The following is a 25,178-nucleotide window of genomic DNA, read 5'->3' as shown; positions in this document are numbered from 1 at the left end:
CTCATGCTGAAGCTTATCCGGGAAGAACTGGGGTTTGGCGACAAACTCGGACGAGAAAAGCCAATGGCCAAGCATATACCGTACCTGCGGCATGTGTCTGACTCTGTCGTGAAACTTGAGAGTGGTGCGCTGCTTTCGGTTGTCCGCCTCAATGGTCTGTTTTTTCAGACGGAGGATCAAGCCGAACTCAACATGCGTTCCGTCGTGCAAAACACCATGATCAGGGCGCTCGGATCAAGCCGCTTTTCTCTTTGGTCGACGGTTATCAGACGGCAGGTGGAAAGCGATCTGGACGGTCATTTCGACGATCCGTTTTGTGACCTGCTCAATCGGCGCTACATGGCGCAGTTGAGCGAAAAGCGCATGTTCGCTAACGAACTCTATCTGACTGTCGTCCGGTCTGGTATGCGCGGTGCGCTGGCTGTTGGAGACACGGTGCGCCGGCTCGTCGGCAAAGTGGGGTCGCGGGACGCGGCGGACGACCAGCTGCGTGAATCGGTGAGCGAACTCGAAGAACTTGTTGGCAACATCTGCAAGGATCTTCAGAAATACGGCGCCCAGCCGCTCAGCATTGTTCATCGCAGGCAAGAACCCTATTCCGAGCCGTGCGAGTTCTTCCACACCATCCTCAGTTGCGGTATTCCCCGTCGAATGCGCCTGCCCCGCATGAGCATTTGCAACTATGTCGGAAGCGCGCGTCTGCACTTTTCCAGACGCACGATGCAAGCCCAGGGACCGACAAAGTACGACGACCGCTTTGGCGCGATGCTGTCGATCAAGGAATATCCTCCGTTCACCGGCCCGGGCATGCTGGATGGATTGCTGCAGGTCAACCACGAGTTCATCCTGACGCAATCGTTCACCATTGCCGACAAGCCGATCGCACAGGAGCGCATTTCGCGTCTGAAACGGCAGATTGCGGCCTCGGACGAGGCCGGTAGCGATGTCGAAGCCGATATCGACTTTGCATTGAACAGCCTGATGAACCAGGAGGCAGTCTTCGGCCTCCATCACATGACTTTGTTATGCCTCTCGCGCGATCTGGACGGCATCAACAAATCTGTTTCAGACCTTGGCGCCTGCCTGACCGACATGAACGTGAACTGGCTCCGAGAGGACCTCAATCTTGAGGCCGGCTTCTGGGCGCAGCTTCCCGGAAACCATAGTTACATCGCCCGCAAGGCCCTCCTGTCGAGCGCCAACTACGCCGGTCTGTCGTCGATGCACAATTTTGCCAGCGGCCAGACAGAAGGCATCCATTGGAACACACCGATCACCATTCTGGAAACGACCAGCCAGACACCCTACTGGTTCAACTTCCACCGAAGGGACATCGGCCATTTTCTCGTGACCGGGCCAACGGGTTCGGGAAAGACCGTCGTCATGACCTTCCTGCTCGCCCAGGCATTCCGCGTCCAACCCGGTCCCAAAGCTGTTTTCTTCGACAAGGACCGGGGTGGCGAGATCTTCGTGCGAGCCATGAACGGTGCGTACGAAGTTCTTACGCCGGGCGCATCGGCCGGCCTCAATCCGCTCCAGCTTGAGAACAACGGGTCCAACCGCGATTTCCTCCTTCGCTTGCTCAAGGCAATGCTCGGCCGCGACGATGGCAAAGTCCTTGATCAGGAAGAGGAGGACACTCTTGAAAGGGCGCTGCTCCGGCTGATGCAGGAGCCGGCTGCCCAGAGAAATCTCTCAAACCTCGCCGGTCTCCTAATCGGTCGCGCGCGCGCTGGTCCAAACGACTTGAGCGCGCGGTTAAGACCTTGGATCGACGGCGAGAAAGCCTGGCTATTCAATGCTCAGCATGATGTCCTCTCCTTCTCCGGGCGCCGGGTCTTTGGCTTCGACATGACCAGCATCCTTGATAATGAGGAGCTGAGAACGCCTGCCCTCATGTATATTTTCCATCGCCTCGACGAGTTGCTAGACGGACAGCCGGTTATGATCTTCATGGACGAAGGCTGGCGCCTTTTGCGGGATCCGGTATTCAGCGACTTCATCGTCGACAAGATGAAGACGATCCGCAAGCTGAATGGCATCGTCGGGTTCGGCACGCAGTCGGCGGCCGATATCGTGCGGGCGCCGGCGTCACACACATTGATCGAGCAATCCGCAACCAACATCCACTTCCCCAATCCGCGTGCGGACGAGGAAAGTTACATCCGGCGCTTCGGTTTGACGGTGAAGGAATTCAATTTCATTCGCACGACTCCTCCGGAGAAACGGACGTTCCTGATCAAGCACGGTAATGACAGCGTCATTGCCAGGCTCGATCTGAACGCCATGCCAGATATCGTCAAAGTCTTGTCCGGCCGCAAGGAAAGCATCGAGGAATGCGCGCAGCTACGCAACGAGCTCGGTGATGACCCACTTGCATGGCTTCCCCGGTTTTGTGGATGGGGGGCATGGCCATGAGACGTTTCACCCTCCCCCTGCTGGTTGCCGCGGCGGTCGAAACTCCCAGTTTCGTCTGGGCTGATGTCCTAGTCATCGACAACACGGTTCTGCAGGAAGACAGCGCGCGCGACGAGACGACGCGCAAGATCGAAACGACAGACAAGGATCGTCACACGATCAACACGTCGGTCACCTGCTCGATGTACCGGCCTTCCCGCCGCAACGATCCGGTTGGCGCTGCAGAGCAAAATGCAGAAATCTCCGGCCTGGTGCGGCGTGTCGCCCGCGAAGAGGGTGTCAATGAAAACGAGTTTTTAGCGCTCGTGTACCAGGAGAGCCGGTTCAACCCTTGCGCCAAATCCGGCGTCGGTGCGACCGGGCTGGCGCAACTGATGCCCGGCACGGCAGCAGAGCTCGGCGTGAACGAAAACAATATCGAGGACAACCTGCGCGGCGGTGCCCGTTACTACTATCAGCAACGCCGGCGTTTCAACGGCAACGTGGCCCTGGCGCTTGCCGCCTACAATTCGGGTGCTGGCAACGTCAACAAATATGGCGGCATTCCTCCGTTCAAGGAAACGCAAGGCTATGTCCGCAGCATCATGCAGGACTGGTTGCCAGCGTTTGGTGGATCCGACAAATCTGGCATGCCGCTCAACTTTGGTGGTGGCGAAACAGCCTATACCGGCCTGCGAAATTCAACATTAAACACCATGGGCACGACCACGGCCACCTCACAAAGCCTGTCGAACGTCGCGATTTGGTACCAGCAACTGGCGGGGCTGCACACCGGGACGGTTCAGGATAGCTGGGACCACAATTCCACAGCGCGCAACGCAAATCTTGAAATGATGAACAACGTCATCAAGCTTGGCGCCGCCATGGCCGACCTCATCAATGCGCGCAACGCCGTTACGACCTCCGAACTGTCCGGCGCGTTGCAGTCAGGATCGACCAACACGGACAGGGACCCGCCTCGTAGCACAACGGGTCTGTGCGACCCGAGGCAGAAACTCATTTGGGATATCAGGGAACGGGCCTGCGTCGAACAACGCGAAGACGCCGCGAACGTCCAGCTGATGCTGCAACCGCAATAGGAGCCAATCATGAAGCTGATAAAAATGACTGCCGCACTCGCCATTTTGCCGCTTGGCGCCGCCTATGCCGATGTGCCGGTGATCGACAAGAAGAACTATGAGATCGCGAAGGAGACGGCGGACACAACCACCAAAATCCTCGACACCAACAAGAACATTCTAAAAACTGTCGAGGACACGCTCAAAGCCGTGACCGGTGACAGGGGAAGCACATCCCAATCTATGCAGAACCTTGCCATCGGCCAGGGATTCAGCGTCGCCTCCATGCCGTCACTCGACAGCCTCATCAAGGGCGGTGTTCCAGACTTCGGAAATATGGGTGGAGACGTCTCGAAAGCCGCAACGGCATTCATCAATGGCCTGCAATTGGTGAAGTCCCTCTCCGGCAAGGAAAACAGCACCTTCTCTGGCGATAAATCCTACGAGCAACTGGTCAACACGGTCCTTGGCGTTTCCGCCCTGATCAACGGATCACAAAAGGCGACGGAAACGCGCCGGAGCGCCTTCGAGGCTGCCGGCCAAAAGATCGGCACGGCCGAGGATATAAAAGGCTCCATCGACCAGAACACCCAGTTGCAGGTGCAATCCGGGCTAACGCTCAACGAAATGATCGGCGTGATGAACGCGGCGGTTTCGTCCCTGCAAGCGGACAATCAACGGCGCCTGACCGATATTTCCAACAGCAAAAAGGCGCTCGCCTATGGCGAGTGACGACCTGTCGAGGCGCCCCGTATTCGGATTCTTGCTCGCATTGGCTCTGCTCACGGGCTGCGGGACGTCCAGGGAAAAGACTGCCCCATGCAAGCGGCCGGCGGAACTCATGCCCTATGCGCACGATCCCCGGCAAAGCTGTGGGCCGATGCAAAACGTGAACGACCCGGCCAGCGCCTTTGCCGCGATCGGTTTGAAGTAAGGGACAACGATGGAAGACTTTCTGGGAGATCTGCTTCAGCGCATCGAGGATTCGGGCACGTCATTTTCCGAGCAAGCCTACACCGTTGTTGGGCAGGAGATCATGCCGCTCCTGCAGGTTATGCTCGTCGCCTACGTTGCCTATTATGGCCTGCAGCTTTTTCTTGGTACGGCGCGTATCGGCGTGTCGGACATCGTTGGCCGCATCGTTCGAATGATGATTATCCTCGCCCTGGTCAGTTCATGGGCGAACTTCAACACCCTTCTCTATCAATGGATCAACGACACGCCCGAGGATGTCGGGCGTGCGATCCTGGCCGCCTCCGGTACTGGAATTACTGAGCCCACCAATGGCCTGTCTCAGATCTGGCGAACCGCCAATCAGGCAGCGTCGGTATTCGCCGAGCAATCGGGCTACTTCTCAATCCTACCAAGCATGATCGGCGTGTTGATGATAGTCGGCGCCGGGATCTTCATCGCCGTAGCGCTGGCAATCCTGATCCTTGCAAAGGTAATGTTGTGGGTCCTGATCGGTACGGCGCCTATTTTCATCGCTTGCATGCTGTTTGAGAGGACCCGCGGTTACGGGGTTGGCTGGTTCAATCAGGTCCTGACCTATGCACTGATTCCTCTGTTCTTCTATGTCGTCGCCTCGTTTCTGATTACCGCGATGAACCCGGAACTGACCAAGATCGATGTGGCCAGCGGATCCAGAACGCTCACACTCGCAAATATCGCCGGTTTCGTTCTGCTGTGCGCGGCCGGCGCCTTTGTCATGCTGTACGTCCAGTCGATCGGCCAAGGCATCGCTGGCGGCATATCGTCCGGCGTTGGCTCCTTTGGCACCGGGATAGCCAGGAGGTTCGGCATAACAGCCCCAATGGCTACCGGTCGAGGTGTTGGTTCAGCAGCCCGCGCCGCTTACCGCGCGGGCCATTCACTTCGAGATCGTTACCGCAGGGACGGTGATACGGATCAATCCGGGACCAAAGCTGCAATGCAGACCAAGATTACCCAGAACAGTACACCTGCCTAACGCGGGCACATATATTCGGAGGGCATAAGCGGCAATGGCAGAGACAAATGACGAACGCTTGCGAACCTACTACCAGAGCGGCGACATCTGGGAACAGGAGGTCATCAAGAAAGCCAAACGATCGAGAGCACTTGCGTGGTTTGTCACCACTCTCTTCGGTGCCATAACAATTGTCAGCCTTGCGACGCTCGCCATGCTCGTGCCGCTGAAGAGCTTCGAGCCCTATATCGTCGAGGTCGACAAGAATACGGGCTATATCGAGGTCAAGACTGGCCTCACAAGACCGACGAACCTGACCGAGCAGCAGGCCATTACCCAAGCCAACATCGTCCGATACATCCGCTCGCGCGAGGGTTACGACCCATTTGCGATCGAGCATAATTTCGGACTTGCGGCCCTTCTATCGACAGGCACTGCGGCGCGCCAGCTGCAGGATCTCTATAGCGCCGCCAATCTCCACAACCCTGCAAGAGTGTACGGGCGCAACAAGCGCGTAACGACGGAGATCGCCTCGGTTACCTTTCCCAATACCAGCACCGGGATCGTCCGCTTCACGACGGTCGAGCAATCTGAAACGGAATCCATTCCGCGCCACTGGATCTCTGTCGTACGCTATCGCTACACCGACACGCCGGCAACCAACGAATGGCGTTTTGAAAACCCGCTTGGATTCCAGGTTTACGACTATCGCCGCGATCAAGAGACGGTGACTGAGGGAAGCCGCTGATGATCCCTCGCATTCTTCTTGGTGTCACTCTGACGGTCATTGGATCATTGTCCCCTGCCTTTGCAGCGCAGACGCCAGCGTCTGGCCGGCTGGATCCGCGCGTGACAAGCGTCGTGTATCAACCGAACAACGTCGTGCGCGTCTTTGCTACCTACGGCATTTCGACGATGATCATTTTCGACGAAGATGAAAAGTTCGAGACCGTCGCGCTCGGCGACACCGAGAGTTGGGATGTGGTACCCACCGACAAGGGCAACATCCTCTTCGTGAAGCCGACAGCGAGGCAAGTCACCACCAATATGAACGTGGTGACCACGAAGCGGATCTATTATCTCGAGCTCAACGACTACGCACCGGAGGACAACAAGAAGGTCTTCGGCATCCGTTTCGTTTATCCTGAAAAGGATTTGAACGCCTCGCTGCGCAAAGAGGCGGAGGCGCGCGCAGCTTATCCGAACATGGCCGGTATCGACAAAGCCAACGTCAATATCGACTATTCCTTCTCAGGCGATGGCACGCTGAAGCCGTCGATGGTGTTTGACGACGGGAAGAAAACGTTCTTCAAATTCGGCGCGACGGTACCGGCGATCTTTGCTGTCAACGCCGACTTTACAGAGACCCTGCGGAACTTTCGGCGCGAGGGCGAATACATCGTCGTCGATGGGACCACGACCCAGTACACGCTGCGCAGTGGCAACCAGTGGACCTGCATTTTCAATCTCAGAAAACCGGACTTTGGCGCGGCTGACCCCGACATCATGGGGCCAATCCTGGACAATAGAGCAAAAATGCGCCGAAGGAGTGGAAACTGATGCAACGGTCTCCGGAACTGGAAGCGATGCTGGCCGGCGACGAGGCGGCAGTTGGTGACAGGCGTGCCCGACGCAAACAAATGTTGGGCGGCGCTGCCCTCGTTTTCGGCGGAGCAGCGCTGGCCTATGTCGTCGCGTTTGCGCCCGAACAGCGCAGGCCCGAGAGCGTCAGCGGAGACGAAGAATTCATCACGACGACATTCCGTCCGCCGTCGTTCCTTCGCGAGGGAGAAAAACAACCGCAAAAGGAACCTGAACCGATCATCAAACTGCCTGATCCCCCGGTTGAAGAGAAAAAAGAGGAACCGTCTGATACCACGACGTTCGACGTACCCGCGCCCCCCGGCGTCGTCGACACGAGTGATGAAACAGCTGTCCAGCCTATCCAGGGTGAGGCGTTTCCAAAACGCTTTTTGTCGAAACAGGTGGTCATCGACGCGACCAAGGCGGACAATGACCGCAACACCCTGGGCACTGGTAGCACCGAGGGCGGACCAACAGTTGCAGGCGAGGATCGAAACAGCAAGTTTCTGGCTTCCACGTCTGCAATCGGCGATCGCGCCGCCAAAGCCCGGCAGATCGATCGCATCGATGCAATGATCTCCGAGGGAACTTTGATCCCCGGCATTCTCGAGACAGCGATCAACAGCGACCTGCCCGGTCAAATCCGCGCGATCACCTCACAGGATGTCTTTTCCTTCGATGGCCGTCGCATCCTGATCCCGGCTGGCACAAGGCTGATCGGTGAGTACCAGTCTGAGGTCACCCGGGGACAGAAGCGCATATTTGTCATCTGGACCCGCTTATTGCGAGATGATGGCGTGACCGTTCGTCTCAACAGCATCGGTACCGACAGCCTGGGGCGATCCGGGCTTACGGGCATAATCGACAACAAATGGCGAGAGCGTTTCGGATCGGCCGTTCTGTTGTCGATCGTGGGCGCCGGCTCTTCGTATCTGACAGGGTATGGAAGCGGATCTTACGCAGCGAGCGGAGACGGCGATTCCGAATCTGACCGTGCCTCCGAGCTCGCCCGAGAAACCATCGCTCAGACATTCTCCGACATGGCCAACCAGGCACTGGCAGAGAACCTCAAAATACCGCCAACGATCAGCGTTCACCAAGGCGAGCGCATCTTTGTCTATGTCCGCCAGGACCTCGACTTCTCCGCGATGTATCCGGACCCAGTCGAGGAAGCGCTGAAGGAAATCAAGCATGAGCGAGGCATCCGTCAAAATCGAGGCCGCTAATCACGGTCCCTACTATTTCCTCAGACGATCGCTTGACCCTCTTTCCCACTTTTTGTCCGATCCGACCGTGGTGGAAATTTCGGTCAATCGACCAGGGCACGTCTATATTGAACGCCTCGGCGCCGATGTGATGGAGCATCATGAAATTCCCTGCCTGACCATGGCAGAGATCGAAAACATCGGCGAACGCGTCGCTGGCGCCACGCATCAGTTCATCAGCCGTGCAAACCCGATCCTGAGCGCAGCCTTGCCGACCGGGGAACGGATTCAGATCGTGCTTCCGCCGGCAGCGGCTGACGGCGGCGCCATTTCCATCCGTAAGCAAGTGACCAGCGACTTCACCCTCGAACAATATCGAAACAATGGCTCTCTGGACAAGGTGTCGGTCGCCGTTGGCGGTCTGACTGAAGTAGAACAGGCGCTCATCGATCATCTTAGATCCGAGCGCATCTATGACTTCATTAAAACCGCGATCCAGCAGCGCATCTCGATCCTGATCAGTGGTGGCACGTCGACCGGAAAAACAACCTTTCTCAATGCGTGTCTCAAGACCATCGACCCGTTCGAGCGCATCCTTACACTGGAGGATACCCGGGAGCTTTTCCCACCGCAAAAGAACGCGGTCCATCTCCTGGCCTCGCGCGGCGATCAGGGCACGGCACACGTAACAATTCAATCACTCCTGGAGGCGTCACTCCGCATGCGACCCGACCGCCTGTTTGTCGGTGAGATCAGGGGATCCGAGGCCTTTGCCTTCCTGCGTGCCATTAATACCGGTCACCCCGGCAGCATGTCGACAGTTCATGCCGATACCCCTCTTGGCGCTTACGAACAGTTGGCAATGATGGTGCAGCAAGGCGGGATGTCATCGGGATACACCAGACAGGATCTGATGTCATACATCCAGATGGTCATTCCGGTCGTCATCCAACTGCGCCGCGAAGGTGGCCGTCGAGGCGTTTCCGAGATCTATTACGCCAGGCACGGCGCATGAGCAGGACGTATCTCGCCGCCTATCTGGTGTTTTGCGGATTGATCGCCGTTGCAGTGTGGACCATCGGTTATGCCTTGATCTTGCAATTCGTGTTCAAGGACAGCCGTATTCTCCAATTGACGGTCACGGCCAATCCTTTTGCGCCGCTACAACAGCTGTGGCTCTATCCAGACAATCACACACTGCAGATCGCTGCAGCAGGTGCCTTCCTTCCCGCAATTGCCGTTGCTGTGGCAGCCGGAACATTCGGATTGAGGCAGCCGTCCAACCCGCTGGGATACGCGGCGTTTCAGGACCTTGCTTCTATCCGGCGCGGAAAATGGTTTCGCAAGGACGGTCACATCTTCGGCAAGGTGGGCGCCAAGATACTGCGGCGTCTGGATGACCGGCACCATCTCGTCATTGGTCCGACCCGATCAGGAAAAGGGGTGGGATATGTCATTCCGAACGCTTTGATGTTTCCCGGATCAATGATTGTCACCGATCTCAAAGGTGAGATTTTTCAGCAGACTGCGGGTTATCGCAGGGCGAACGGGCACAAGGTCTTTCTGTTTTCGCCAGGCGCACCAAACACCCATCGATGGAACCCGATGGATTTTATCCGGCAGGACCGTGGAAGCCGCACGATCGACATCCAGAATATGGCCAGCATTCTCATTCCAGAAACGATCGGGTCCGAGAATGCCGTCTGGCAGGGAACAGCCCAGCAAGTCATTGCCGGCGTGATCAGCTATGTGTTGGAAAGCAGCCACTATAAAAATCGCCGCAACCTTGGTGAAGTCAACGGCATTTTCAATGCGGGCGTTGACCTGCAGGTCTTGATGAAGTTGATCAAGGAAAAGGAGCCGGATCTTTCGAGATTCACCACCGATAGCTTCAATGCCTACATTTCCCTCAACGAGCGGGCCGCCCGGTCGGCGCTGCTCGATATCCAGAAAGCGATGCAGCCATTCCGTAACGAGCGGGTCATCGCAGCGACGAATGTGACGGATATCGACCTTGCTTCGATGCGCCGGCGACCGGTGTCGATCTATCTTGCGCCGAACATCAGCGACGTCACTATCCTTCGCCCTTTGCTGACACTGTTTGTCCAACAGAGCATGGACCTGCTCACCCGTGATTTCGATCCCGGCGCCCAGCCCGCGTACTTCCTGCTCGACGAATTCAGGCAGTTGAAGCGGATGGACGAGATCATGAACAAGCTGCCTTACGTGGCTGGCTACAACATCAAGATGGCCTTCATCATTCAGGACCTGAAAAGTCTGGACGAAATTTATGGAGAAACATCCCGTCATTCCCTGCTTGGCAATTGCGGGCTGCAGCTCATTCTCGGCGCCAACGACCAGGCAACGGCAGAGTATGCCTCACGCGCGCTCGGCAAGAAAACCATCCGGTACCAGTCAGAGACTCGAACACTGGAACGGATGGGCTTACCGCGCCGAACGAAGGTCGAGCAGATTCGCGAACGCGACCTGATGATGCCACAGGAGGTTCGGCAATTGCCGGAGGATCAAATCATCCTGCTCGTCGAAGGGCAAAGACCTATATGTGGACGCAAGGTTCGTTTCCATGAGATAGCTACGCTCAAGACCGCAGCGCAATTTTCTGTTGAGAACCAGCCTTCCGTACCGGAAGCTGAGTTCGTTACAGTGTTGCGGGTTCCGGCAGTGAGTGCCGCATATGGCGCTATTTCAACGCCGATAAAAGCGGAGGAAGGTCCAATCAAAGACGTGGTTTTGCCTGAATACGTGCCGACCGCTGTCGCCAAGACATTGCGCATGGCCCCTGCAGCCAAGGACAGCAACGACGTGAGTTTCGACGTCACGGGTGGTCTCGAGGAAGCATTCGGTAGTCAGGTGACAAAAATTGAGGCCAGATTGGAGCCTACAGCAGAACGCCTGCGCCACACGATCGATGCAAAGTTGTCGCTAGCCGTGTCGGCACGAAACAGGGCCAGCATCAGTGAAATCTTGAAACAGACGATTCCTGACCCTGCCGAGGTGGGGCTCTCATAAATCCGCAAAGGCTGCCTGACTTCTTCCAATTGTGAGGGACTTGGGTCACGAAGAAGGTTAATGGAACCATGCCGAAACCGTTGTCCACGCCAATGTGAGCCCGCGATCGACCATTGCAACAACCATGACAACGAAGATGACGATCGCGGACACGTGCGCCAACCCCTCATTTTTCTTGCTGTCTTCCTCAACCACGATGATCCGTCTCTCGTCACGCATAATAGCCTCTCCTATTGTTGGCGATCACCTTTGTCGCGCTGGTTCCGTTCGTCCGCCTCGCGTTGAAGTTCTTCCAATCGAGAGACCTTCTGTTTCACAGGATCCTTCTTGGTCGTATCGCCCCCTTCTATCTCTGAAGCGGTCTCCATCACGCCGTGTTGTCGTGGGTCTTCGCCGTTGTCAGGCGTGGCCTGCACCTGCTCACCGTGGGGCGTGCCGCGGCCAGTGGTCGCCGCCTCGGTCGAATGAGCCCTTGGCGTCGTTTTCTCCTGCAGGATCTTTTGACGATCGCGTTCAAGTGCCTGAAGCACAGCTTTCAAATCCTGATCGATTTCTGCAACCTCACGAACAATGGCGTTTCCAGAAATGGCAAGCTCCGCTGCCTTGGAGATATGGGCGCCCAGTTCTTTTCGCAAAGCAGAAACATCGTCTGGCCGCTCCGCGGTGACCCGCTCGATCGCTTCTCGGGTTCGCTCGATGTCGAGGAGAACTGTGTTGGCTTCATCGGTGGCAGCGAGACCATGTCGCGCCACGACGGCGTCCCACCGCTGTTTGTCATCATGCGGGGTGTTGCTGCCCGGTCCGTGAGACAGTTGATCCGGATCCTTGGCCGTCGATCGCTCCTCAATCAGCTCGACGATCTCACGGCGAACATTGACGTGTTCACGCGCGGCCTGGGCGATCTCCTCGAAATCCTTGCGCTCCTGCGGCGGCATGATTTTCTCCGCTTGAAACAGCGCCGTCTCAACGCGCTTCTCATAGGCCTCGAATTCAGGTCGCGTCATGTGGCGCATATCGTCCCCCTCAAAAACGAGCTCTGCCAACTTTACCAAATATGTTCGAGATTGCGAGCTGGAATCTGTCGTTTCGCCGCTCGCCATGGTCCGTCGTTCGGCTGCGACGCTGGGTTCTTCCAGCCGGACCATTTGCGAACGGATGAAGTCGTGTTGCGCTCCACGATCCATATCGCTCTTTGTTCCTCGCCACTCCTCATGGGCCCGATGCTCGTAGGCCTGACTTCGCGCTGTTGCCGCACGACTGGGAAAATCGGCACGCTTGGCCTCGTAACGCCGATCCGCCGCAGCGCTTGTGCCCTCATGTCTGGTGCGACCGATCATGTTCACCGGACGCACTTGGTTCTTCGAGTAAGCGGGGGCGCTGGCGCGGTCACGGCGGTCGGTCATCTCCATAGTGATACCATGCGCCCGCGCCTTTTCGGCCATGACAAGACGCCACTGACGAAACGCTGGAATGCTCGTCTCGACGCGGCCACCGGCATCCGATCGCATCGCGATAATGGCGTGCACGTGAACGTGCGGACGCTTGCCTCCTGTCGCCTCCGCTTTTGGATCGCTGCCTGCATCGTGCATCGAGAACACGTACCGGTGGCCTGTGAACTGTTCGCCCAGAAAATCCCGCGCGGCATTTTGAAACGCGGCCGTGTCCGTTCCTGCGCGGGCCGAGAGGATCAGGTGCATGACGTCGCGCGGCTTGCGGCTGTGAAGCTGATCCCGCCATTCGAGTTGGACGAGATCGCCCGCCTGCTTGGCATCCGTCATTGCGCGCCCTTTCTCGTCCTGGACACTGCCCCTATGCATCGCCACCAGCGCGCGCACCTGGGTGGTGCCATAGTCCGTGCCGTTGCCGTGGCCGGCAAACCGAAACGCTGCGCTTTCGATGCTTTCCGTGGCATCCATCCGTCCCTGCACAATCGCTGCGGCTTTGTCGTCGGCCGTAAGACGCTCACCGCCCGAGTTTCTCAAAACCGCTACACCGTCAATGTCGAACCCGCTTCCATCCGCCCGCGCGGTCACCGCAAACGCAAATGAGCGGTCGCCCAGTCCGTGCTTCACAATCTCCCGGGCGCGATCAAAGAGGGTGTCGTCCGCGCGTCCACTCGCGCCTCCACTCTCAGTGACAGAGATCTTGAACAGGCCGATGTCCCGGCTCTCAGCCCGGTTTTTCAACAGGTGATCCCATTCGCCGCCGATAGACGAAAGCGTCTCACGACCGGCAAGCTGATCGCCGCGCTCGTTCTCGACCACGACGGCGCCATTGCGGGAGACATAGTTGATCATAGCGCCCACCCTCGACCCGCCGCCAAACGACACCACTTTGACAACGGCCGGCTGGCTGCCCGAGGCAAGCCCTGCAAAGCGGGCGCGCATCGGCCGGTCGGCACGCCGGTGGACGGTGTCCAGCCCGCGCCTCCCTCCCGCCCGAGACTGAAAACCTGATATCTTCGCGTTATCCGCCGGGCGCGCAGGCGGGACGGCCCCACCCCGACGGCGACGCTCTTCCTCCGGCTGGGAGCGTCGCCCGAGTGTCAGATCATGGAGAAACGCCGCCTTGCGTTGCTCCCATTCAGCCGTGAACGCGCCGAGAAAGATTTCCATCAAACGCTCCCCACATGCCGGCGAGCGCCGCGCTTGGAAAAGGACCGCAGTTCAAACAGGACGATGGCAACGACGCGGTGAACACCATCGATCACCGCCTTCTCCTCCTGCGACCGGCCGTTGTCACCCCTGTTTCGCGCCCGCGCCAACTGATTGAGGTTCACGCCGACAGCCTTGACGTCAAACAGAAGCAGCGAAAGCACCGCCCGATCCGTGTCCGTGAAGAACGGACGCACGCCGGCGCCTTCCAGGCTCAGAGACCGCAGGAAACCCGAGACCGTCATCCCGGCATCTTTTGCAGCATACCTGATGCGCTCGATCTCAGCCTTGCTGAACCGCGCATGCAGGACTTCGCGCCTGCGTTCTTTTGTCGGGTCGTTGAGTGCAGGCAGCTTCATCGGACCTTCCCTTCGGCCGGCTGCAGGCCTCATCGACGGCTGGTCCGTCGATCGTCAGCAAATTTGTATCACAAATTTGCGTATCCTGCCAAAAGGACAATACCGTTTCGGTAACACTCTTTCAAGCCACTTGATAATCAGAAAACACCGGAGATCGAGTCCAGATACCCGTTTCGGCGCCAGAACGTTCGTCACGGACGCGCCGAGTGCGAGCACCAATTCTCACTGTAAACATCCATGTGAACCAACTGCTTTATAACGGTACTCATTGGCTCTCTACATATAACAACTACATCGCTACACCATCGAAATGGCGAGCATTTGGGGCGTGTGGAATATATTCCACACTGCGCAACCGAACCGTAGGCATTTGAAATACCTTCGCGTGATATGAACATGAACCATTCATTTTTTGCTTGCATGCCTCGTGGGTTCGAAGCACAATCTCCACCCAACAGAGGGAGCGGAAACGATCACATGACCCGAACCTATGCGGCCGTGAGCAACAAGGGCGGCGCTGGAAAGACCACGCTCGTCACTTTACTCGGTGGCGAATATGCACTGCGTGGGGAGCGTGTGCTGTTGATCGATGCGGACAATCGGCAGAATCTTGCCGGCTGGTGGCGGCTCTGTGCGGAAAAAATCAACGTGCCGGATAATATTGAAGTCACCGTTGCCTCGACGCAGAGGTCGGTCGAGCAGGCGATTGACACTATCGGCCGTGCATTCGATCTTGTCATCATCGACGCGCCTGGGGTGGACAGCTCGTTACAGACGACCATCATTCGCTCGGCCGAACTGGTGATCTCGCCGATCCAACCCGCAATCAAGGAATTGGAAGCCGCAGGACAGGCTGTTGCCGCGGTAACCGAGATCAATGACCGGTTCGGCCTCTCCGTTGACCATCTCAACGTCCGCACGCGCATTTCTGTCCCAGGGCGCAATCTGGAAGCCTATCGTTACATCAGGCCCTTCGTTGCAGGTCTGATCGCGGCAGATTATCGAACGCTATTGCTCGACACCGAGCTGTTTGAACGCAACATCTACCGCGAGATCCAAAACGGTCTTGGCAGTTTGCAGATGCAGGCGCTGACAGATCCAGTGCGCAAGGCGAGACTGGAGGTACAGGCTCTGGTCGATGAGATTGAACACCACAGGAACCGGGAGCGAATTGAGGACGTAGCGTGAGCAAGGCAGGGCTTGGTCTGGACGATTTCTCGATCGCTCCTCGTAAAATGGACAGAAACCGGGACGTGGTTTCCGCTGCAACGACTGCCGCGCCATTGCCTACGGAAAAGCCAACCGCGCCAATGTTGCCCAGGCTCAATGAGAACCACCGGCGCGCGGCGGCCGAAACACGGGCTGTCGCACAGGAAGATGTGCGCACCAGCCTGAAGAACTTGAAGCGCTCAAAACAGCGCACCGTCAAATTTTTCGTCAACGTCGCCCTGGACTACGATCTGAAAACCCGTTTGCAGCGTGCAGCCCAGGAAAACGATGTCAAGATGACGGCTGTGGTGAAGGCGGCACTGGATTACTATCTATCGGAGAACGGCTATTGAGCGCGGTTGGCGACAATGGCGCCGGTCGATCCGGCGCAAGTGTCGGACCTGACCGACGGACATGCCCCCTAATGAGGTGGCAGATCTGCCACCAGGGCATCACGCTCTTCGTTCGCAGCTCTCAGGTCCACTTCGATCTGGCGACGCTCTTCGAGGCTTGGTGCATTGCGCAGTTCGGCGCGCAGTTCTTCGATGTGCTGTTCGATCGTCATCGTCGTCTCCTTGACGTTTGTGAAAGATGACAGTTGCGCGGGCCAAGGAAGATGACGGGTCAAGGTTCGCGCCAGCGACCGGCGGAGCCGGCGTGCGGAGGAACCGATTTTGTCGGCGCAGCGCGCCGGCAAAATTGGAGGGGCCGCGCGGCCTTGAGGCGGCATTTTCCTTGGGTCACAATCGCCCATCTCAGCAGACAGGGGTTTGTCTCGTATGCCCCCCACACGCTCGGCAATACGGCCGGAATTTGATTGGCGGAGGTGATCGGTGACCAGGCGCTACCGGATCGGACACGTGATCGTCGATGATGAGGACCCGGAGTTCGGCAGCGTCCTGGACGAAGTTTACCGCGCGCGACAGCGTCCGGTTTGCCTATGCTGTGACCACGGTGTGTCTATGTATGTGGCGCGCATAGGCGAGATACTTGTCATCAAGCGCATGCCGCTGTCCGGGGGAGACCACGATCCACAATGCCCATCCTATGAACCGCCCTACGAGCTGTCCGGCCTTGGGCCATTGATTGGTGGCGCCATTCAACTCGACCCGGTCAACGGATTGGCGGCGCTCAAACTCGATTTCTCGTTGTCAAAGCACCGTGCGCAGACGGCTACAGCCGGACCGGCCCAAAATGAGGGAGCGGTCAAAAATGCGTTCAGGAAGCTGTCACTGCGCGCGCTCCTGCATTATCTCTGGCATCAGGGTGGCTTGACCGAATGGACGGCGCATTGGGTCGGCAAGCGGCATTGGTTTCAGGTGCGAAGCCACCTTCTGGACGCGGCCACGACCATGACCGTCAAGGGCGACGCGCTTGTCGGCCGCCTGTTCGTGCCGGAGACCTTCAGACTTGATGAAAAAGCGGGGATCGAGCAAAGACGGGCTCTTGCACTTGCGGATATCCGGGCGCCTGCATCCGGGTCACGCAAGCTGATGCTTCTGGTCGGCGAGGTGAAGGAGTTTGCACCGGCGCGCAGCGGGCAGAAGATCGTCATCAAGCATATGCCAGGTTTTCCGCTTATGATCGAGGATGGCACTTGGCGCCGGCTCCAGTCGCGATATGCGGCGGAACTAGAACTCTGGCAGGCAAATGAGGCGTTCCATCTCATCGTCATCGCGACCTTTGGCATGACGCAGTCCGGTATTGCCGGCATCGACGAGATTGCTTTGATGACAGTGACGCAACAATGGCTTCCGATCGAGAATGCCGACGAGCAACAGTTGGTCGAGAGATTGGCAAGGGTCAGCCTCAAAAGCGTCAAGGGTTTGCGCTTCAATCTTTCGTCGGGGCAGCCACTGGCCGCTGTCACTTTTCCGCAGCGGCGGCCGTCGCCGGCAGCGCTTTATATCGTACCTGCGGATGCGGACGAGGATTTCGAGGCAGCGCTTGCGGACATGATTGCAGCAAGGCCGGATGTCGAGCCTTGGATCTGGCGCGTCGCAGACGGTGAGATGCCGGCTTTGCCCCTGTCCTGAGCAGCCGCGCTTCGTATGTCATCACAATCGTCAATCGATCACGGCCCACTGATTCAGAATTGTTATTGGACGGATATCCGGAGACACACGATCCCGCCAGCAGGATTGCACATCCCAATCATCTCCAGGTCGATGGATCGATGCCGCCAGGACCATGGCGCGGTATTATACGCGGTGGATCCAGCCGGCATTGTTCGGTGAGGAATCGCTTTTGCACCGCTTCGGCGCACCGGCACCAGCGGTCTTATGAAGGTCATCCGTTTGAAGACGAGCGGCAGGCTGTCAGTCTATTTCGTCATCTTGCGATGCAAAAGCAAAAAAGAGGCTACCGACCGCGCGCAATCTGTGGACATCCAAGCAGATGGCAGTCGTTTTCCGCACCGCGTCAATGACAGCGCCCCGATTGACTGTCACGGTTTTCGACATCAACCACGATGCGGAGCAAAAACATGACGACGACGAATGAAATCGCCGACAAGGTTGCCACTGAGCATGGCCTGACCAAGGCTCAAGGCAAAGCTGTTGTCGAGGCAGTGATCGCCTCGATCACCGATGCCGCCCTTGCCGGCACCGAAACGTCCCTGCCAGGATTTGGCAAATTCAAAATCAAGGATACGCCGGAGCGCGATGCGCGCAACCCGGCAACCGGCGCGATCATCAAGGTCGCCGCCGCAAAGAAGTTGACCTTCACGCCTGCCAAGGCCTTGAAGGATTCGTTGAACAAGTGACACGAGAGGGCCCCGCCCGGACCGGGCGGGGCCTTTGTGTTCCGCCGCTAGCGGCGGGTGTTGCGCGACCAGATCAGTTGCAGTCCTTCCTGGCCCTGGACTTCGGTGAGCGTTGCGTAGATCGGAGTTGCGAAGCTCGGGTCATCCAGCTTGACGGAGATGTAGTCGCGCTCGGTTTCGCGAGACTGCTTCTGCCACCCGGCCCCGAATTCGACAGTCCCTGCCAGCACCCGGAAGTCTGGGGCGTCGTCCGACGAGCGTTCGACGCGGACGATCTTGGCCTTGACGTTCAGGTTGAGGGTCTTGATCGTGCCGGAAAAGCCGTTTTCGGAAGTGGTGAAAGAGCCTATGGTTGCCATTGCTGTCGTCCTTCTGTTTCTCGGGCCGCGCCATTGCGGCCTCATATGAGGAGCCACTCGTCAAGCTGCTGTTTCGAGCGGCGGGTTGCGGTTTTCGTGACGCCCCACGTGTGGGGCGTCACAATGAGAGCGGTCAGTCGCCAGAGCGGCGGTTCGGCCGCGACCAGATAAGGCTGAAGGCCTTGCCATCTTCGTCTTCGACCAGATTTGCGTAGAGCGGAGCCGTGAAGCTCGGGTCGTCGAGTTTGAGACCGAGGTAGTTGCGGCCCTCGTTGGACTGCTTGGACCAGGCAGCTCCGATTTCGATCCGGCCGACGAAGACGCGGTGGCTGGGGGCGTTTTCGCCGCTGGAGCGCGTATCGGAAACGATGCGCACGTTTCTGGTCTGGAGGGAAAGGGTGACGATCTCGCCGCTGAAGTCGTTGCCGGATTGTTGGAAGGTTCCGATGGTAGCCATTGTCGTTCTCCTGACTGGGGTGCCGAAGCCGCCCCTTGCGGCCTCGATAGCGGTCGTGAGGCGCCAATCAGGCCGACTGCATCCCAAGGGACCGCAGCGCTAAGCGTAGGACGGCGAAAGCCGAACTTGTTGTCTCGCGAGGAATGCGGCGACGCCGCAGGGGAAGAAGTTCGGAGAAGCCGTTGCAGGATCAGGACAGATTGGCGTCAGACCAGCCTGAAGAGAGGTCGCATGGGGCTGCTCCCGGACACCGGTCTCTCACGAGAACGATGCTGGACAACGATCTTCCAACCATGAACCGGCACCGGTTGCGCATCGAATTCGCCTTTAGAACCTGCGGTCTGAGCCCATTTCTTGATCCGCGCCCTGCACGTATCAACCTCATATCCGGTCGCCGTTTCAACGGCCGCACTACAATCCCGCCTGCGGCGGCTAGGGCTCAGGAGGACGAGACCATTCTCGATGACGGCATTTGAAGCCAAGCCGCGATGCGGTCGTCCAGCTGGTTCCGGCGAGGCTGATCAGACCTGTGCCGAACTGGTATGCGCTTAAACGGTCACGGTCTGACCACCGCGCCCTCGATCACGACGCCCGCGCTGGCATATTTCCACAACGCCACAACCAGCTTGCGCGCCAGTGCGGTGATCATCACCTTCTTGAAGCGGCCGCCATTTTGCGCGACTCGTTCATTGAACCACCGGGCGAGCGTTGATGCTGGCTGATGCCTCAACCAGAGCCAGCCCATCTCCAACAGGGTCGATCGAAGCCGAGGGTTCCCGGACTTGCCAATCCCTTGCTCCCGGTCAATCGATCCGCTCTGCCAAGGCGTTGGCGCCAGCCCCGCGTACGCGGCGACTTGCCGCCGATTTTCGAACCGTCGAAACAAGCCCTCAGCCCAAAGGACTGCAGCAAACTCTGGCCCGATACCGACGACCTTCGACAGCAATACCACTTCGCGAGCCGACTGCCGTTCCTCCGCAAGCATTTCATCGCGTTCTGCCTCAACCTCCTTGATCTGGTTGATCAGCAGTTCCATGCGGGCCAGCTCACGCAAGACCTGCTGCTTCATGTGTAGCGGCAAAGCCCGCCCATCGCCCGTACGAAGCGTCTCCCACTGTTCGCGGCGATCACGTCGCAGGGGATCGTAGCCAGTGATACCCTGCGAGAAGAGTAGACCTTTGATACGGTTGCTGTGTCGAATACGCTCTTCCATCAGAACTTTTCGCTCCCGGAGGATGCGACGGCGATCTTCTTCATCCGGGGTCGGCACGCGCAACATCGAGCAGACCCGCGGCTCTCCCCGCTTGAAGGCGAGCAACGCTCGGATGAGAGATTCACCATCCGGTCTATCGGTTTTCACCCGCCGCCTGCGGCGTGGTGTAGCAATTTAGGCCGCGTCAACGACATGGCTCTCGTAGCCCTCTGCCGTTAGCGCGCGGTGGACCCAGAATCCATCGAGGCCGGCCTCCTGTATAATGACGAACGGATAATCGGAGCCGATTCGGTCGAGCACCCTTCGCCGCAACATAGCGAGTTGGGCAAAAAGGCCGGTAATATCGCCACCGGCAATTATGTGGCGAGACATCTTCTCACCGACCCCCGGGTGACATCGAAGTTAGTAGCCACGTTTTTTTTTGCTTAGCTCGATCGAGGCGAAAATCGCGCCGAGCTCTCTTTGCGTAGTCCCCTGCTGCATGAACACCATCCTGCGACATCGTCCTGCTCCTTTCTGCAACGGCATTGACGTCAACCAGATCAGAACAGATCGCCGCCATTACTCATGATCTCGATGGCAGTCGATAGGACCGGAGACGATCGGCCCGCATCCGAAGGGCCGGAACACAGTGGAGGACGGCCAAAAGGTGAGGCTTTCTTGGTCATCGCGAGGAATGGGCGCTTCCGCGCACAGGGGAAGAAAACGATCCGGCCGTTGCGCCAGCCGGACGAGCCGAGCGTGCGAGGCGGTCTTCGGTCAGACAAGCCCCGTCGAGACCGCGTTGGCTCGATCCGTCGAAGGGTGAACAGCACTGGCAATCGTCGGCGTGCAGCCTTTAGACGTGATCCGACACGATGGACCCGGCTTGGTGTCCGTGCGAATTGCGCCGCTAGACCTCGCTCGTTTCCAACGCCGGCATGTGCGTGGCCGCCTGTCGAGACGGCCGCGCGGTAACAGTAGTTCCGTGGATCAGGCGGCGACCCGTCCAGCCCGTGGTTGCAGATCATGCAGGTAGGAGACGGCGCGCTGTGCCTGGGCCGCGGCCTGGAAAATGAAGCGTTTGTCGTTGTGCAATACCGACAACCAGGATGCAAGATAGCTCGCGTGATCAGGACGGGGCTCGAGTTCGGGCACGATACCGAGGTCGGCTGCCAAAAAAACCGCGCCAAGTTCGGCGATCAGTTCCTCGCGCGCCCTCTCGGTCCGGTCCTTCGAATAGCGTGACAAATCACGATCAAGCCTGTGCTTGGCACCCGTGAAATGGACACTCTCATGCGCCAGCGTGGCATAATAGCTCTCGACATCCCGGAATGCCTCGATCGGCGGCATCTGGATGTGATCTGTGCCGGGCGCGTAGAATGCCTTGTTGCCGCCATGGCGGATCATGGCGCCGGTGGATGCAAAGAAGGCATCGGCTTCAGCGATGCGCGCGACAGTGCTTTCAGGACTATCGAAAACAACCGGCCTATAATCGCCGGGCAGATCGTCAACCTGCTCGACGTTGAAGACTGTGTAAGCTTTCAGAAACGGGATCTCCCGCTCCACCGCGTCGCCAGCCGCAGTGGTCTCGGTCTTGCGGATCCGGTTGGCGTAGACGACGGTCGAGCCATTCTCGCCCCTGCGAACATGGCCACCCAGTTCGGCCGCCTGCCTGAACGTCATCCAGGTTGACGATTGGAAACCGCGCGACACACACTCGCTCCAGAGCAGCAGAACATTGATGCCGGAATACGGCTCTCCAGTGTGACGCAGTGGCCGCGTGACGCGGCCCTCGAGATGTCCAGTGCTCCAGGGCTGGACCCAGGGCCGCACGCCGTCCTCCAATGCCGCAATAATCCGGCCCGTGATCTTTGTATATATATCGACGCGATTGCCTGAACCGTTGATCTTATTTTCGTGTCTCATGCTCTTCTCCTCGGTCTTGAGAACCGCGCCCATCGCGATCCGTCACGGCGGTTGAAGAGCGCAAGGCCGGAGGCGGCGCACCCGGATGGCGTCATGGGTGATATCGGGATGTGCGATCCGGGCCGAAACGGAGTGGAGGACGGCTTGCCGTTGCACCGGCCCCGATTCGGCCTAAGCTAGACCGCGATCCGGGACGGACCGCATGGGCGCGGGTCAGCACCGACACAACAAAAGCCGGCGCCCAGCAGCGCCGGCCATCTCATGTGGAACAAGAAAAAGCGGGGCCAAGGCCCCGCGATTGCGATCTATTCGAACGCTGCCATCTGTGCGGTCGCAGCCTTCTGGTCGACGGAAGTGACGGATTGTTCAACCGTGCGGGCGTATGGCTTCCAGGCCTCGCCGATGATGTCTTCGTAGGCAGCCACTGTTCCTTCGGCTGCCATGCGCAGCACGTGGGCCTGCAGGCCCATGTCGGCGGCAAACTCGCGCTTGCGCTGCGCCCGACTGTCGAAGCCGACAGGACCGTCGCGGTCCTCGTCCCGGAAATCGTTGGAGAGCTTCGTGGTGAGGTCCCGGGCCTCGGTGACAGAGCGGGAATAGAATTGGCCTGCGCCATAGGCGGAGCCGACGAAGGATCCGACGATGCGCTGCATATGGATCTGCATGGCCTTTTCGCCAAGGCCGTCCGTCAGCGCTTCAGCGCTGTCGATCAGTTGCTGGCGATGGAGCGCGCGGATGCCGTCGCTATCGACGAGGGCCAAGCCAAAGCTCTCGGAGATGCGCAGTGCCTGGGTGGTGTCCGGGCAGGCGTGCCTGACCATTTCGAGTGTAGTGGCGCGCTGGGGCTTTGTTGGCTGGTTTTTAGGAGTGGAACGGTTGAGCGGTGCCATGATGTGATCCTCTTGAAGCGATGTTTCAGCAAAGCCCGGGGGGCCGATTGTTCATCCGGCTCATCCCCTCGGGTGCGGTCAAAAGGACATGGGCGGTAGCGGTTCGAGCCAAGGTCAGGTCACCGCAAAGACCAGCGAGGCCGGGTTGCGGATGGCGCGGGCCACGAGCGTGGTTTGCGACACACGCGGCCCTGCCTTGGCGCCGGCGCGATGATCCTGCCGCACCGCGGCGCACAGCGGCCTTGGCGCGGGACGCGACCATGTCAGACCGGAGCAAAACCGAGGGGATTTGCCGGCGGAACATCAGGATTTCATCGCCTCCGGCAATCGCCAGAAGGATTACATCATGGCGCCGCTGGCGTCTGCCTCAACAGCCTGACCAATGCCGCTTCGTACCAACCGTTGCTGTTGCGATAGGGCGCGGGCAGGACAGCATTGGCCGCGGCGTCGGGATGGAAACCGCCATGGATGGCCGTTGAAGCAAAAGTGACGTCGCGTCAAACCGGGTCGATGCCTGAGCCCACCCCACGTCGTCGAGATATCTGATGGAACGGGTGGGCGATTGAGAGCGAACAATTCGCGTTCATGCTCCGCTTGCGTGGCACCATCGGTCTCTTGGATCTCGGTCATGACGACGTCCTTTCTCACAAGGGACATGGAAACGCCGCCGGCAGATGGCCGACGACGGATTCTCGAAGGGTCTGATTGTGGTGCACCTCCGCGGCGTTACGGAAATTCTCATCGACAATTTCGTAATCGGCCCGGTTTGCCTGGCGGATATTGGCTTCCTCAGGAGCGGCCGGAATGCCGTTGACGATTGCCTGGGTGTCACTAGCAACGTCTCCATCGGATGATAGCGCGGCATATTCCGCCCACCACTCGCCGATCTGGTCAGCGGATGGGCCACGTTCGCTGGAGGATGGATCAGCCTGCCCTCGGCAAAATGCTCGACCAGTGCAACGCGCTTGTCCTTCACCTTGCTCCGGCCAGGCACCCACGCCGCTTTTGCGGCGGTCTCCAGCGCGTTGGCCGAATGATGCTATTATGAAGCCTTTTCAGCCCTGACCGGTATTTCGAGTGTATCTTTGGCCTCACAGTCCTCTCAGGACCGTCGATCACGCACTTTCGCGGCGGAACCGGTAGTCACCTTTTGATTTGCGCATGGCCGTGGCGATTGCTTTGTTGATTTGATCGAGATCGCAGGTTTCCGGTTGGAACTTGCGGCCGACCCATCGCCGCATGTCTTTGTGTTCCTCCTGCTCGGGATCGAGCCAGGCGTCGAGGAAGTCGGCATAACCTGAAGTGCCCCCAACATCTTCGGGAGGTGCTGACCGTTTGCCGGCGATACAGCGGGGATATTTCACACCATCCTCGCCGGCGACACGCTCCAAACGCAGGAGATGACGCCAATTATCGCCGAAATCGTATTCGTAGAGGATTGTCAGATCGCTTTCGTCACGGGTGTACGGAAAGTGGAGGTCGATCATTCTGACCTGGGTTGCCTCGAAGATCTTGCTGTCGAACATACCATCCTCATCGAACTCCGACGCACCGTAAATCAAACCGCCGATGTTGAACTGGTGCAGATGACTGTCAGTCCAGCCGAAGGCAGCCTGCAGAACTTCGTGAAGTTCAGCGAGGTTAAGGGAGATTGGCAGCTCGAGAATACGGCTGATCTCAGGTTCGATGTCGAGGATACGAACCTCGGCTCGCACAATGATGTTGTCTGGGTCAAACATAAGCCGATCATGCCGGGCGCAGTGGCTGCAGGCAATGGATCAGTCACCAATTTTTAGTATCTCGGTCCGAAGAGGTGCCGTCGACGAGATCAGGATTTTGGTTTTTTGCGGAAGCGAAACGGGCTTTGCGCCGCGATCGCTTTCGGCAATCAGGCGCGTGTTAAAACGCTTCTGGCACTCGACCTCTGTCTCGACTTCGAGGATGCGCTTCAGCAGGACGGCGTTTTCCGTCACCATGCGTCGTTCCTTGATCTGCAAGTCCTGAATCAGCGCGCGCTGCTGGGCGGTTTGTCTTCCCAGGCTGCCAGCTTTTCGGGGATGATCTTACGCTCGCTGGTGCGGCGTAGTTCCTCGATCATCGGGCGATGGTTGGTGCAGATGGC

At 58.5% G+C, this 25,178-nt stretch carries 25 protein-coding genes and 2 pseudogenes; 14 read left to right on the top strand and 13 right to left on the bottom strand.

Features of this window, described 5'->3' with window-relative positions; all coding sequences use genetic code 11:
• Nucleotides 1-3: 3 nt before the first annotated feature.
• From R6X40_RS17575 to R6X40_RS17530, 10 genes are read left to right on the top strand one after another with little or no spacing between them, the layout of a single operon-like run.
• A complete protein-coding gene (locus tag R6X40_RS17575; RefSeq protein WP_318415093.1) occupies nucleotides 4-2,418 on the top strand; it encodes a VirB4 family type IV secretion system protein in 2,415 nt (804 codons plus the stop codon).
• Nucleotides 2,409-3,497: a lytic transglycosylase domain-containing protein gene (locus R6X40_RS17570; RefSeq protein WP_318415092.1), complete on the top strand. Its 1,089-nt coding sequence runs from the start codon at nucleotides 2,409-2,411 to the stop codon at nucleotides 3,495-3,497. Before R6X40_RS17575 ends, R6X40_RS17570 begins: the two co-directional genes overlap by 10 nt.
• Before the next feature lie 9 nt (nucleotides 3,498-3,506).
• A complete protein-coding gene (locus R6X40_RS17565; protein WP_318415091.1) occupies nucleotides 3,507-4,208 on the top strand; it encodes a type IV secretion system protein in 702 nt (233 codons plus the stop codon).
• Nucleotides 4,198-4,410 carry a hypothetical protein gene (locus R6X40_RS17560; RefSeq protein WP_318415090.1) on the top strand — a complete coding sequence of 71 codons (213 nt, stop codon included), beginning with the start codon at nucleotides 4,198-4,200 and terminating at the stop codon, nucleotides 4,408-4,410. Before R6X40_RS17565 ends, R6X40_RS17560 begins: the two co-directional genes overlap by 11 nt.
• 9 nt (nucleotides 4,411-4,419) lie before the next feature.
• Nucleotides 4,420-5,445 carry a type IV secretion system protein gene (locus R6X40_RS17555; protein ID WP_318415089.1) on the top strand — a complete coding sequence of 342 codons (1,026 nt, stop codon included), beginning with the start codon at nucleotides 4,420-4,422 and terminating at the stop codon, nucleotides 5,443-5,445.
• A gap of 34 nt (nucleotides 5,446-5,479) precedes the next feature.
• Nucleotides 5,480-6,172 carry a type IV secretion system protein gene (locus R6X40_RS17550; RefSeq protein WP_318415088.1) on the top strand — a complete coding sequence of 231 codons (693 nt, stop codon included), beginning with the start codon at nucleotides 5,480-5,482 and terminating at the stop codon, nucleotides 6,170-6,172.
• A complete protein-coding gene (virB9, locus tag R6X40_RS17545) occupies nucleotides 6,172-6,984 on the top strand; it encodes a P-type conjugative transfer protein VirB9 (RefSeq protein WP_318415087.1) in 813 nt (270 codons plus the stop codon). The genes R6X40_RS17550 and virB9 overlap by 1 nt, the downstream gene beginning before the upstream one ends.
• The gene (gene virB10, locus R6X40_RS17540) at nucleotides 6,984-8,234 is read left to right on the top strand and encodes a type IV secretion system protein VirB10 (protein WP_318415086.1); all 1,251 of its coding nucleotides are present in this window, start codon (nucleotides 6,984-6,986) and stop codon (nucleotides 8,232-8,234) included. Before virB9 ends, virB10 begins: the two co-directional genes overlap by 1 nt.
• Complete coding sequence (gene virB11, locus R6X40_RS17535) at nucleotides 8,200-9,228, top strand: P-type DNA transfer ATPase VirB11 (RefSeq protein ID WP_318415085.1); 1,029 nt, start codon at nucleotides 8,200-8,202, stop codon at nucleotides 9,226-9,228. The genes virB10 and virB11 overlap by 35 nt, the downstream gene beginning before the upstream one ends.
• On the top strand, nucleotides 9,225-11,243 hold the full coding sequence (locus tag R6X40_RS17530; protein WP_318415084.1) for a type IV secretory system conjugative DNA transfer family protein: 2,019 nt from the start codon (nucleotides 9,225-9,227) through the stop codon (nucleotides 11,241-11,243). Before virB11 ends, R6X40_RS17530 begins: the two co-directional genes overlap by 4 nt.
• Nucleotides 11,244-11,300: 57 nt before the next feature.
• On the opposite strand, the gene R6X40_RS17525 is transcribed toward R6X40_RS17530, so the two are convergent.
• From R6X40_RS17525 to R6X40_RS17515, 3 genes are all read right to left on the bottom strand, one after another.
• The gene (locus R6X40_RS17525; RefSeq protein ID WP_318415083.1) at nucleotides 11,301-11,462 is read right to left on the bottom strand and encodes a hypothetical protein; all 162 of its coding nucleotides are present in this window, start codon (nucleotides 11,460-11,462) and stop codon (nucleotides 11,301-11,303) included.
• A gap of 11 nt (nucleotides 11,463-11,473) precedes the next feature.
• A complete protein-coding gene (locus tag R6X40_RS17520; protein ID WP_318415082.1) occupies nucleotides 11,474-13,540 on the bottom strand; it encodes a conjugal transfer protein TraA in 2,067 nt (688 codons plus the stop codon).
• 317 nt (nucleotides 13,541-13,857) lie between these two features.
• Nucleotides 13,858-14,256, bottom strand: a complete 399-nt coding sequence (locus R6X40_RS17515; protein WP_318415081.1) for a plasmid mobilization protein — start codon at nucleotides 14,254-14,256, stop codon at nucleotides 13,858-13,860.
• A gap of 477 nt (nucleotides 14,257-14,733) precedes the next feature.
• Here R6X40_RS17515 and R6X40_RS17510 point away from each other — a divergent pair, with 477 nt between their 5' ends.
• Nucleotides 14,734-15,444: a ParA family protein gene (locus tag R6X40_RS17510; RefSeq protein ID WP_318415080.1), complete on the top strand. Its 711-nt coding sequence runs from the start codon at nucleotides 14,734-14,736 to the stop codon at nucleotides 15,442-15,444.
• Nucleotides 15,441-15,818 carry a hypothetical protein gene (locus R6X40_RS17505; RefSeq protein ID WP_318415079.1) on the top strand — a complete coding sequence of 126 codons (378 nt, stop codon included), beginning with the start codon at nucleotides 15,441-15,443 and terminating at the stop codon, nucleotides 15,816-15,818. The genes R6X40_RS17510 and R6X40_RS17505 overlap by 4 nt, the downstream gene beginning before the upstream one ends.
• Nucleotides 15,819-15,886: 68 nt before the next feature.
• Here R6X40_RS17505 and R6X40_RS17500 read toward each other — a convergent pair whose 3' ends face one another.
• Nucleotides 15,887-16,030: a hypothetical protein gene (locus R6X40_RS17500; RefSeq protein WP_318415078.1), complete on the bottom strand. Its 144-nt coding sequence runs from the start codon at nucleotides 16,028-16,030 to the stop codon at nucleotides 15,887-15,889.
• Between the two features lie 268 nt (nucleotides 16,031-16,298).
• Here R6X40_RS17500 and R6X40_RS17495 point away from each other — a divergent pair, with 268 nt between their 5' ends.
• Together R6X40_RS17495 and R6X40_RS17490 are read left to right on the top strand one after the other, a co-directional pair.
• Nucleotides 16,299-17,501 (top strand): DUF1173 domain-containing protein, encoded by a 1,203-nt coding sequence (locus R6X40_RS17495; RefSeq protein WP_318415077.1) that lies wholly within the window; start codon nucleotides 16,299-16,301, stop codon nucleotides 17,499-17,501.
• Between the two features lie 434 nt (nucleotides 17,502-17,935).
• Complete coding sequence (locus tag R6X40_RS17490; protein WP_318415076.1) at nucleotides 17,936-18,229, top strand: HU family DNA-binding protein; 294 nt, start codon at nucleotides 17,936-17,938, stop codon at nucleotides 18,227-18,229.
• Between the two features lie 47 nt (nucleotides 18,230-18,276).
• Here the strand turns inward: R6X40_RS17490 and R6X40_RS17485 are convergent, their stop codons facing one another.
• From R6X40_RS17485 to R6X40_RS17450, 9 genes and pseudogenes are all read right to left on the bottom strand, one after another.
• On the bottom strand, nucleotides 18,277-18,588 hold the full coding sequence (locus R6X40_RS17485; RefSeq protein ID WP_318415075.1) for a DUF736 domain-containing protein: 312 nt from the start codon (nucleotides 18,586-18,588) through the stop codon (nucleotides 18,277-18,279).
• 133 nt (nucleotides 18,589-18,721) lie between these two features.
• The gene (locus R6X40_RS17480; protein WP_318415074.1) at nucleotides 18,722-19,045 is read right to left on the bottom strand and encodes a DUF736 domain-containing protein; all 324 of its coding nucleotides are present in this window, start codon (nucleotides 19,043-19,045) and stop codon (nucleotides 18,722-18,724) included.
• Nucleotides 19,046-19,601: 556 nt separating this feature from the next.
• Nucleotides 19,602-20,750 (bottom strand): annotated as a pseudogene (locus R6X40_RS17475) (IS110 family transposase).
• Nucleotides 20,751-21,230: 480 nt separating this feature from the next.
• On the bottom strand, nucleotides 21,231-22,166 hold the full coding sequence (locus R6X40_RS17470; RefSeq protein WP_318415073.1) for an ArdC family protein: 936 nt from the start codon (nucleotides 22,164-22,166) through the stop codon (nucleotides 21,231-21,233).
• Nucleotides 22,167-22,471: 305 nt separating this feature from the next.
• Nucleotides 22,472-23,056, bottom strand: coding sequence for a hypothetical protein (locus R6X40_RS17465; RefSeq protein ID WP_318415072.1), 585 nt, complete (start codon nucleotides 23,054-23,056; stop codon nucleotides 22,472-22,474).
• A 344-nt stretch (nucleotides 23,057-23,400) separates the two neighbouring features.
• Nucleotides 23,401-23,538, bottom strand: a pseudogene (locus R6X40_RS31620) (DUF7007 domain-containing protein); the annotation flags it as partial.
• Between the two features lie 162 nt (nucleotides 23,539-23,700).
• Nucleotides 23,701-24,054 (bottom strand): hypothetical protein, encoded by a 354-nt coding sequence (locus R6X40_RS17460; protein WP_318415071.1) that lies wholly within the window; start codon nucleotides 24,052-24,054, stop codon nucleotides 23,701-23,703.
• A 117-nt stretch (nucleotides 24,055-24,171) separates the two neighbouring features.
• Nucleotides 24,172-24,795: a plasmid pRiA4b ORF-3 family protein gene (locus R6X40_RS17455; RefSeq protein ID WP_412178404.1), complete on the bottom strand. Its 624-nt coding sequence runs from the start codon at nucleotides 24,793-24,795 to the stop codon at nucleotides 24,172-24,174.
• 39 nt (nucleotides 24,796-24,834) lie between these two features.
• A complete protein-coding gene (locus R6X40_RS17450) occupies nucleotides 24,835-25,032 on the bottom strand; it encodes a hypothetical protein (RefSeq protein ID WP_318415070.1) in 198 nt (65 codons plus the stop codon).
• Nucleotides 25,033-25,178: the final 146 nt, after the last annotated feature.

The sequence above is a fragment of the Rhizobium sp. PL01 genome, assembly GCF_033447125.1.
In the GTDB taxonomy this organism is placed as follows: domain Bacteria; phylum Pseudomonadota; class Alphaproteobacteria; order Rhizobiales; family Rhizobiaceae; genus Pararhizobium.
Note: the sequence above shows the minus strand (reverse complement) of the source record. Positions and strands in the feature narration are given on the sequence as shown.

What these genes read in the sequence shown, in the direction of transcription:
- R6X40_RS17555 (WP_318415089.1), top strand. Translation starts at nt 4,420, where the DNA reads ATGGAAGACTTTCTGGGAGATCTGCTTCAGCGCATCGAGGATTCGGGC.
- virB9 (WP_318415087.1), top strand. Translation starts at nt 6,172, where the DNA reads ATGATCCCTCGCATTCTTCTTGGTGTCACTCTGACGGTCATTGGATCA.
- R6X40_RS17515 (WP_318415081.1), bottom strand. Translation starts at nt 14,256, where the DNA reads ATGAAGCTGCCTGCACTCAACGACCCGACAAAAGAACGCAGGCGCGAA.
- R6X40_RS17470 (WP_318415073.1), bottom strand. Translation starts at nt 22,166, where the DNA reads ATGAGACACGAAAATAAGATCAACGGTTCAGGCAATCGCGTCGATATA.
- R6X40_RS17575 (WP_318415093.1), top strand. Translation starts at nt 4, where the DNA reads ATGCTGAAGCTTATCCGGGAAGAACTGGGGTTTGGCGACAAACTCGGA.
- R6X40_RS17565 (WP_318415091.1), top strand. Translation starts at nt 3,507, where the DNA reads ATGAAGCTGATAAAAATGACTGCCGCACTCGCCATTTTGCCGCTTGGC.
- virB11 (WP_318415085.1), top strand. Translation starts at nt 8,200, where the DNA reads ATGAGCGAGGCATCCGTCAAAATCGAGGCCGCTAATCACGGTCCCTAC.
- R6X40_RS17525 (WP_318415083.1), bottom strand. Translation starts at nt 11,462, where the DNA reads ATGCGTGACGAGAGACGGATCATCGTGGTTGAGGAAGACAGCAAGAAA.
- R6X40_RS17500 (WP_318415078.1), bottom strand. Translation starts at nt 16,030, where the DNA reads ATGACGATCGAACAGCACATCGAAGAACTGCGCGCCGAACTGCGCAAT.
- R6X40_RS17550 (WP_318415088.1), top strand. Translation starts at nt 5,480, where the DNA reads ATGGCAGAGACAAATGACGAACGCTTGCGAACCTACTACCAGAGCGGC.
- R6X40_RS17510 (WP_318415080.1), top strand. Translation starts at nt 14,734, where the DNA reads ATGACCCGAACCTATGCGGCCGTGAGCAACAAGGGCGGCGCTGGAAAG.
- R6X40_RS17465 (WP_318415072.1), bottom strand. Translation starts at nt 23,056, where the DNA reads ATGGCACCGCTCAACCGTTCCACTCCTAAAAACCAGCCAACAAAGCCC.
- R6X40_RS17485 (WP_318415075.1), bottom strand. Translation starts at nt 18,588, where the DNA reads ATGGCAACCATAGGCTCTTTCACCACTTCCGAAAACGGCTTTTCCGGC.
- R6X40_RS17490 (WP_318415076.1), top strand. Translation starts at nt 17,936, where the DNA reads ATGCGGAGCAAAAACATGACGACGACGAATGAAATCGCCGACAAGGTT.
- R6X40_RS17520 (WP_318415082.1), bottom strand. Translation starts at nt 13,540, where the DNA reads ATGATCAACTATGTCTCCCGCAATGGCGCCGTCGTGGTCGAGAACGAG.
- R6X40_RS17480 (WP_318415074.1), bottom strand. Translation starts at nt 19,045, where the DNA reads ATGGCTACCATCGGAACCTTCCAACAATCCGGCAACGACTTCAGCGGC.
- R6X40_RS17455 (WP_412178404.1), bottom strand. Translation starts at nt 24,795, where the DNA reads ATGTTTGACCCAGACAACATCATTGTGCGAGCCGAGGTTCGTATCCTC.
- R6X40_RS17450 (WP_318415070.1), bottom strand. Translation starts at nt 25,032, where the DNA reads ATGGTGACGGAAAACGCCGTCCTGCTGAAGCGCATCCTCGAAGTCGAG.
- virB10 (WP_318415086.1), top strand. Translation starts at nt 6,984, where the DNA reads ATGCAACGGTCTCCGGAACTGGAAGCGATGCTGGCCGGCGACGAGGCG.
- R6X40_RS17570 (WP_318415092.1), top strand. Translation starts at nt 2,409, where the DNA reads ATGGCCATGAGACGTTTCACCCTCCCCCTGCTGGTTGCCGCGGCGGTC.
- R6X40_RS17560 (WP_318415090.1), top strand. Translation starts at nt 4,198, where the DNA reads ATGGCGAGTGACGACCTGTCGAGGCGCCCCGTATTCGGATTCTTGCTC.
- R6X40_RS17530 (WP_318415084.1), top strand. Translation starts at nt 9,225, where the DNA reads ATGAGCAGGACGTATCTCGCCGCCTATCTGGTGTTTTGCGGATTGATC.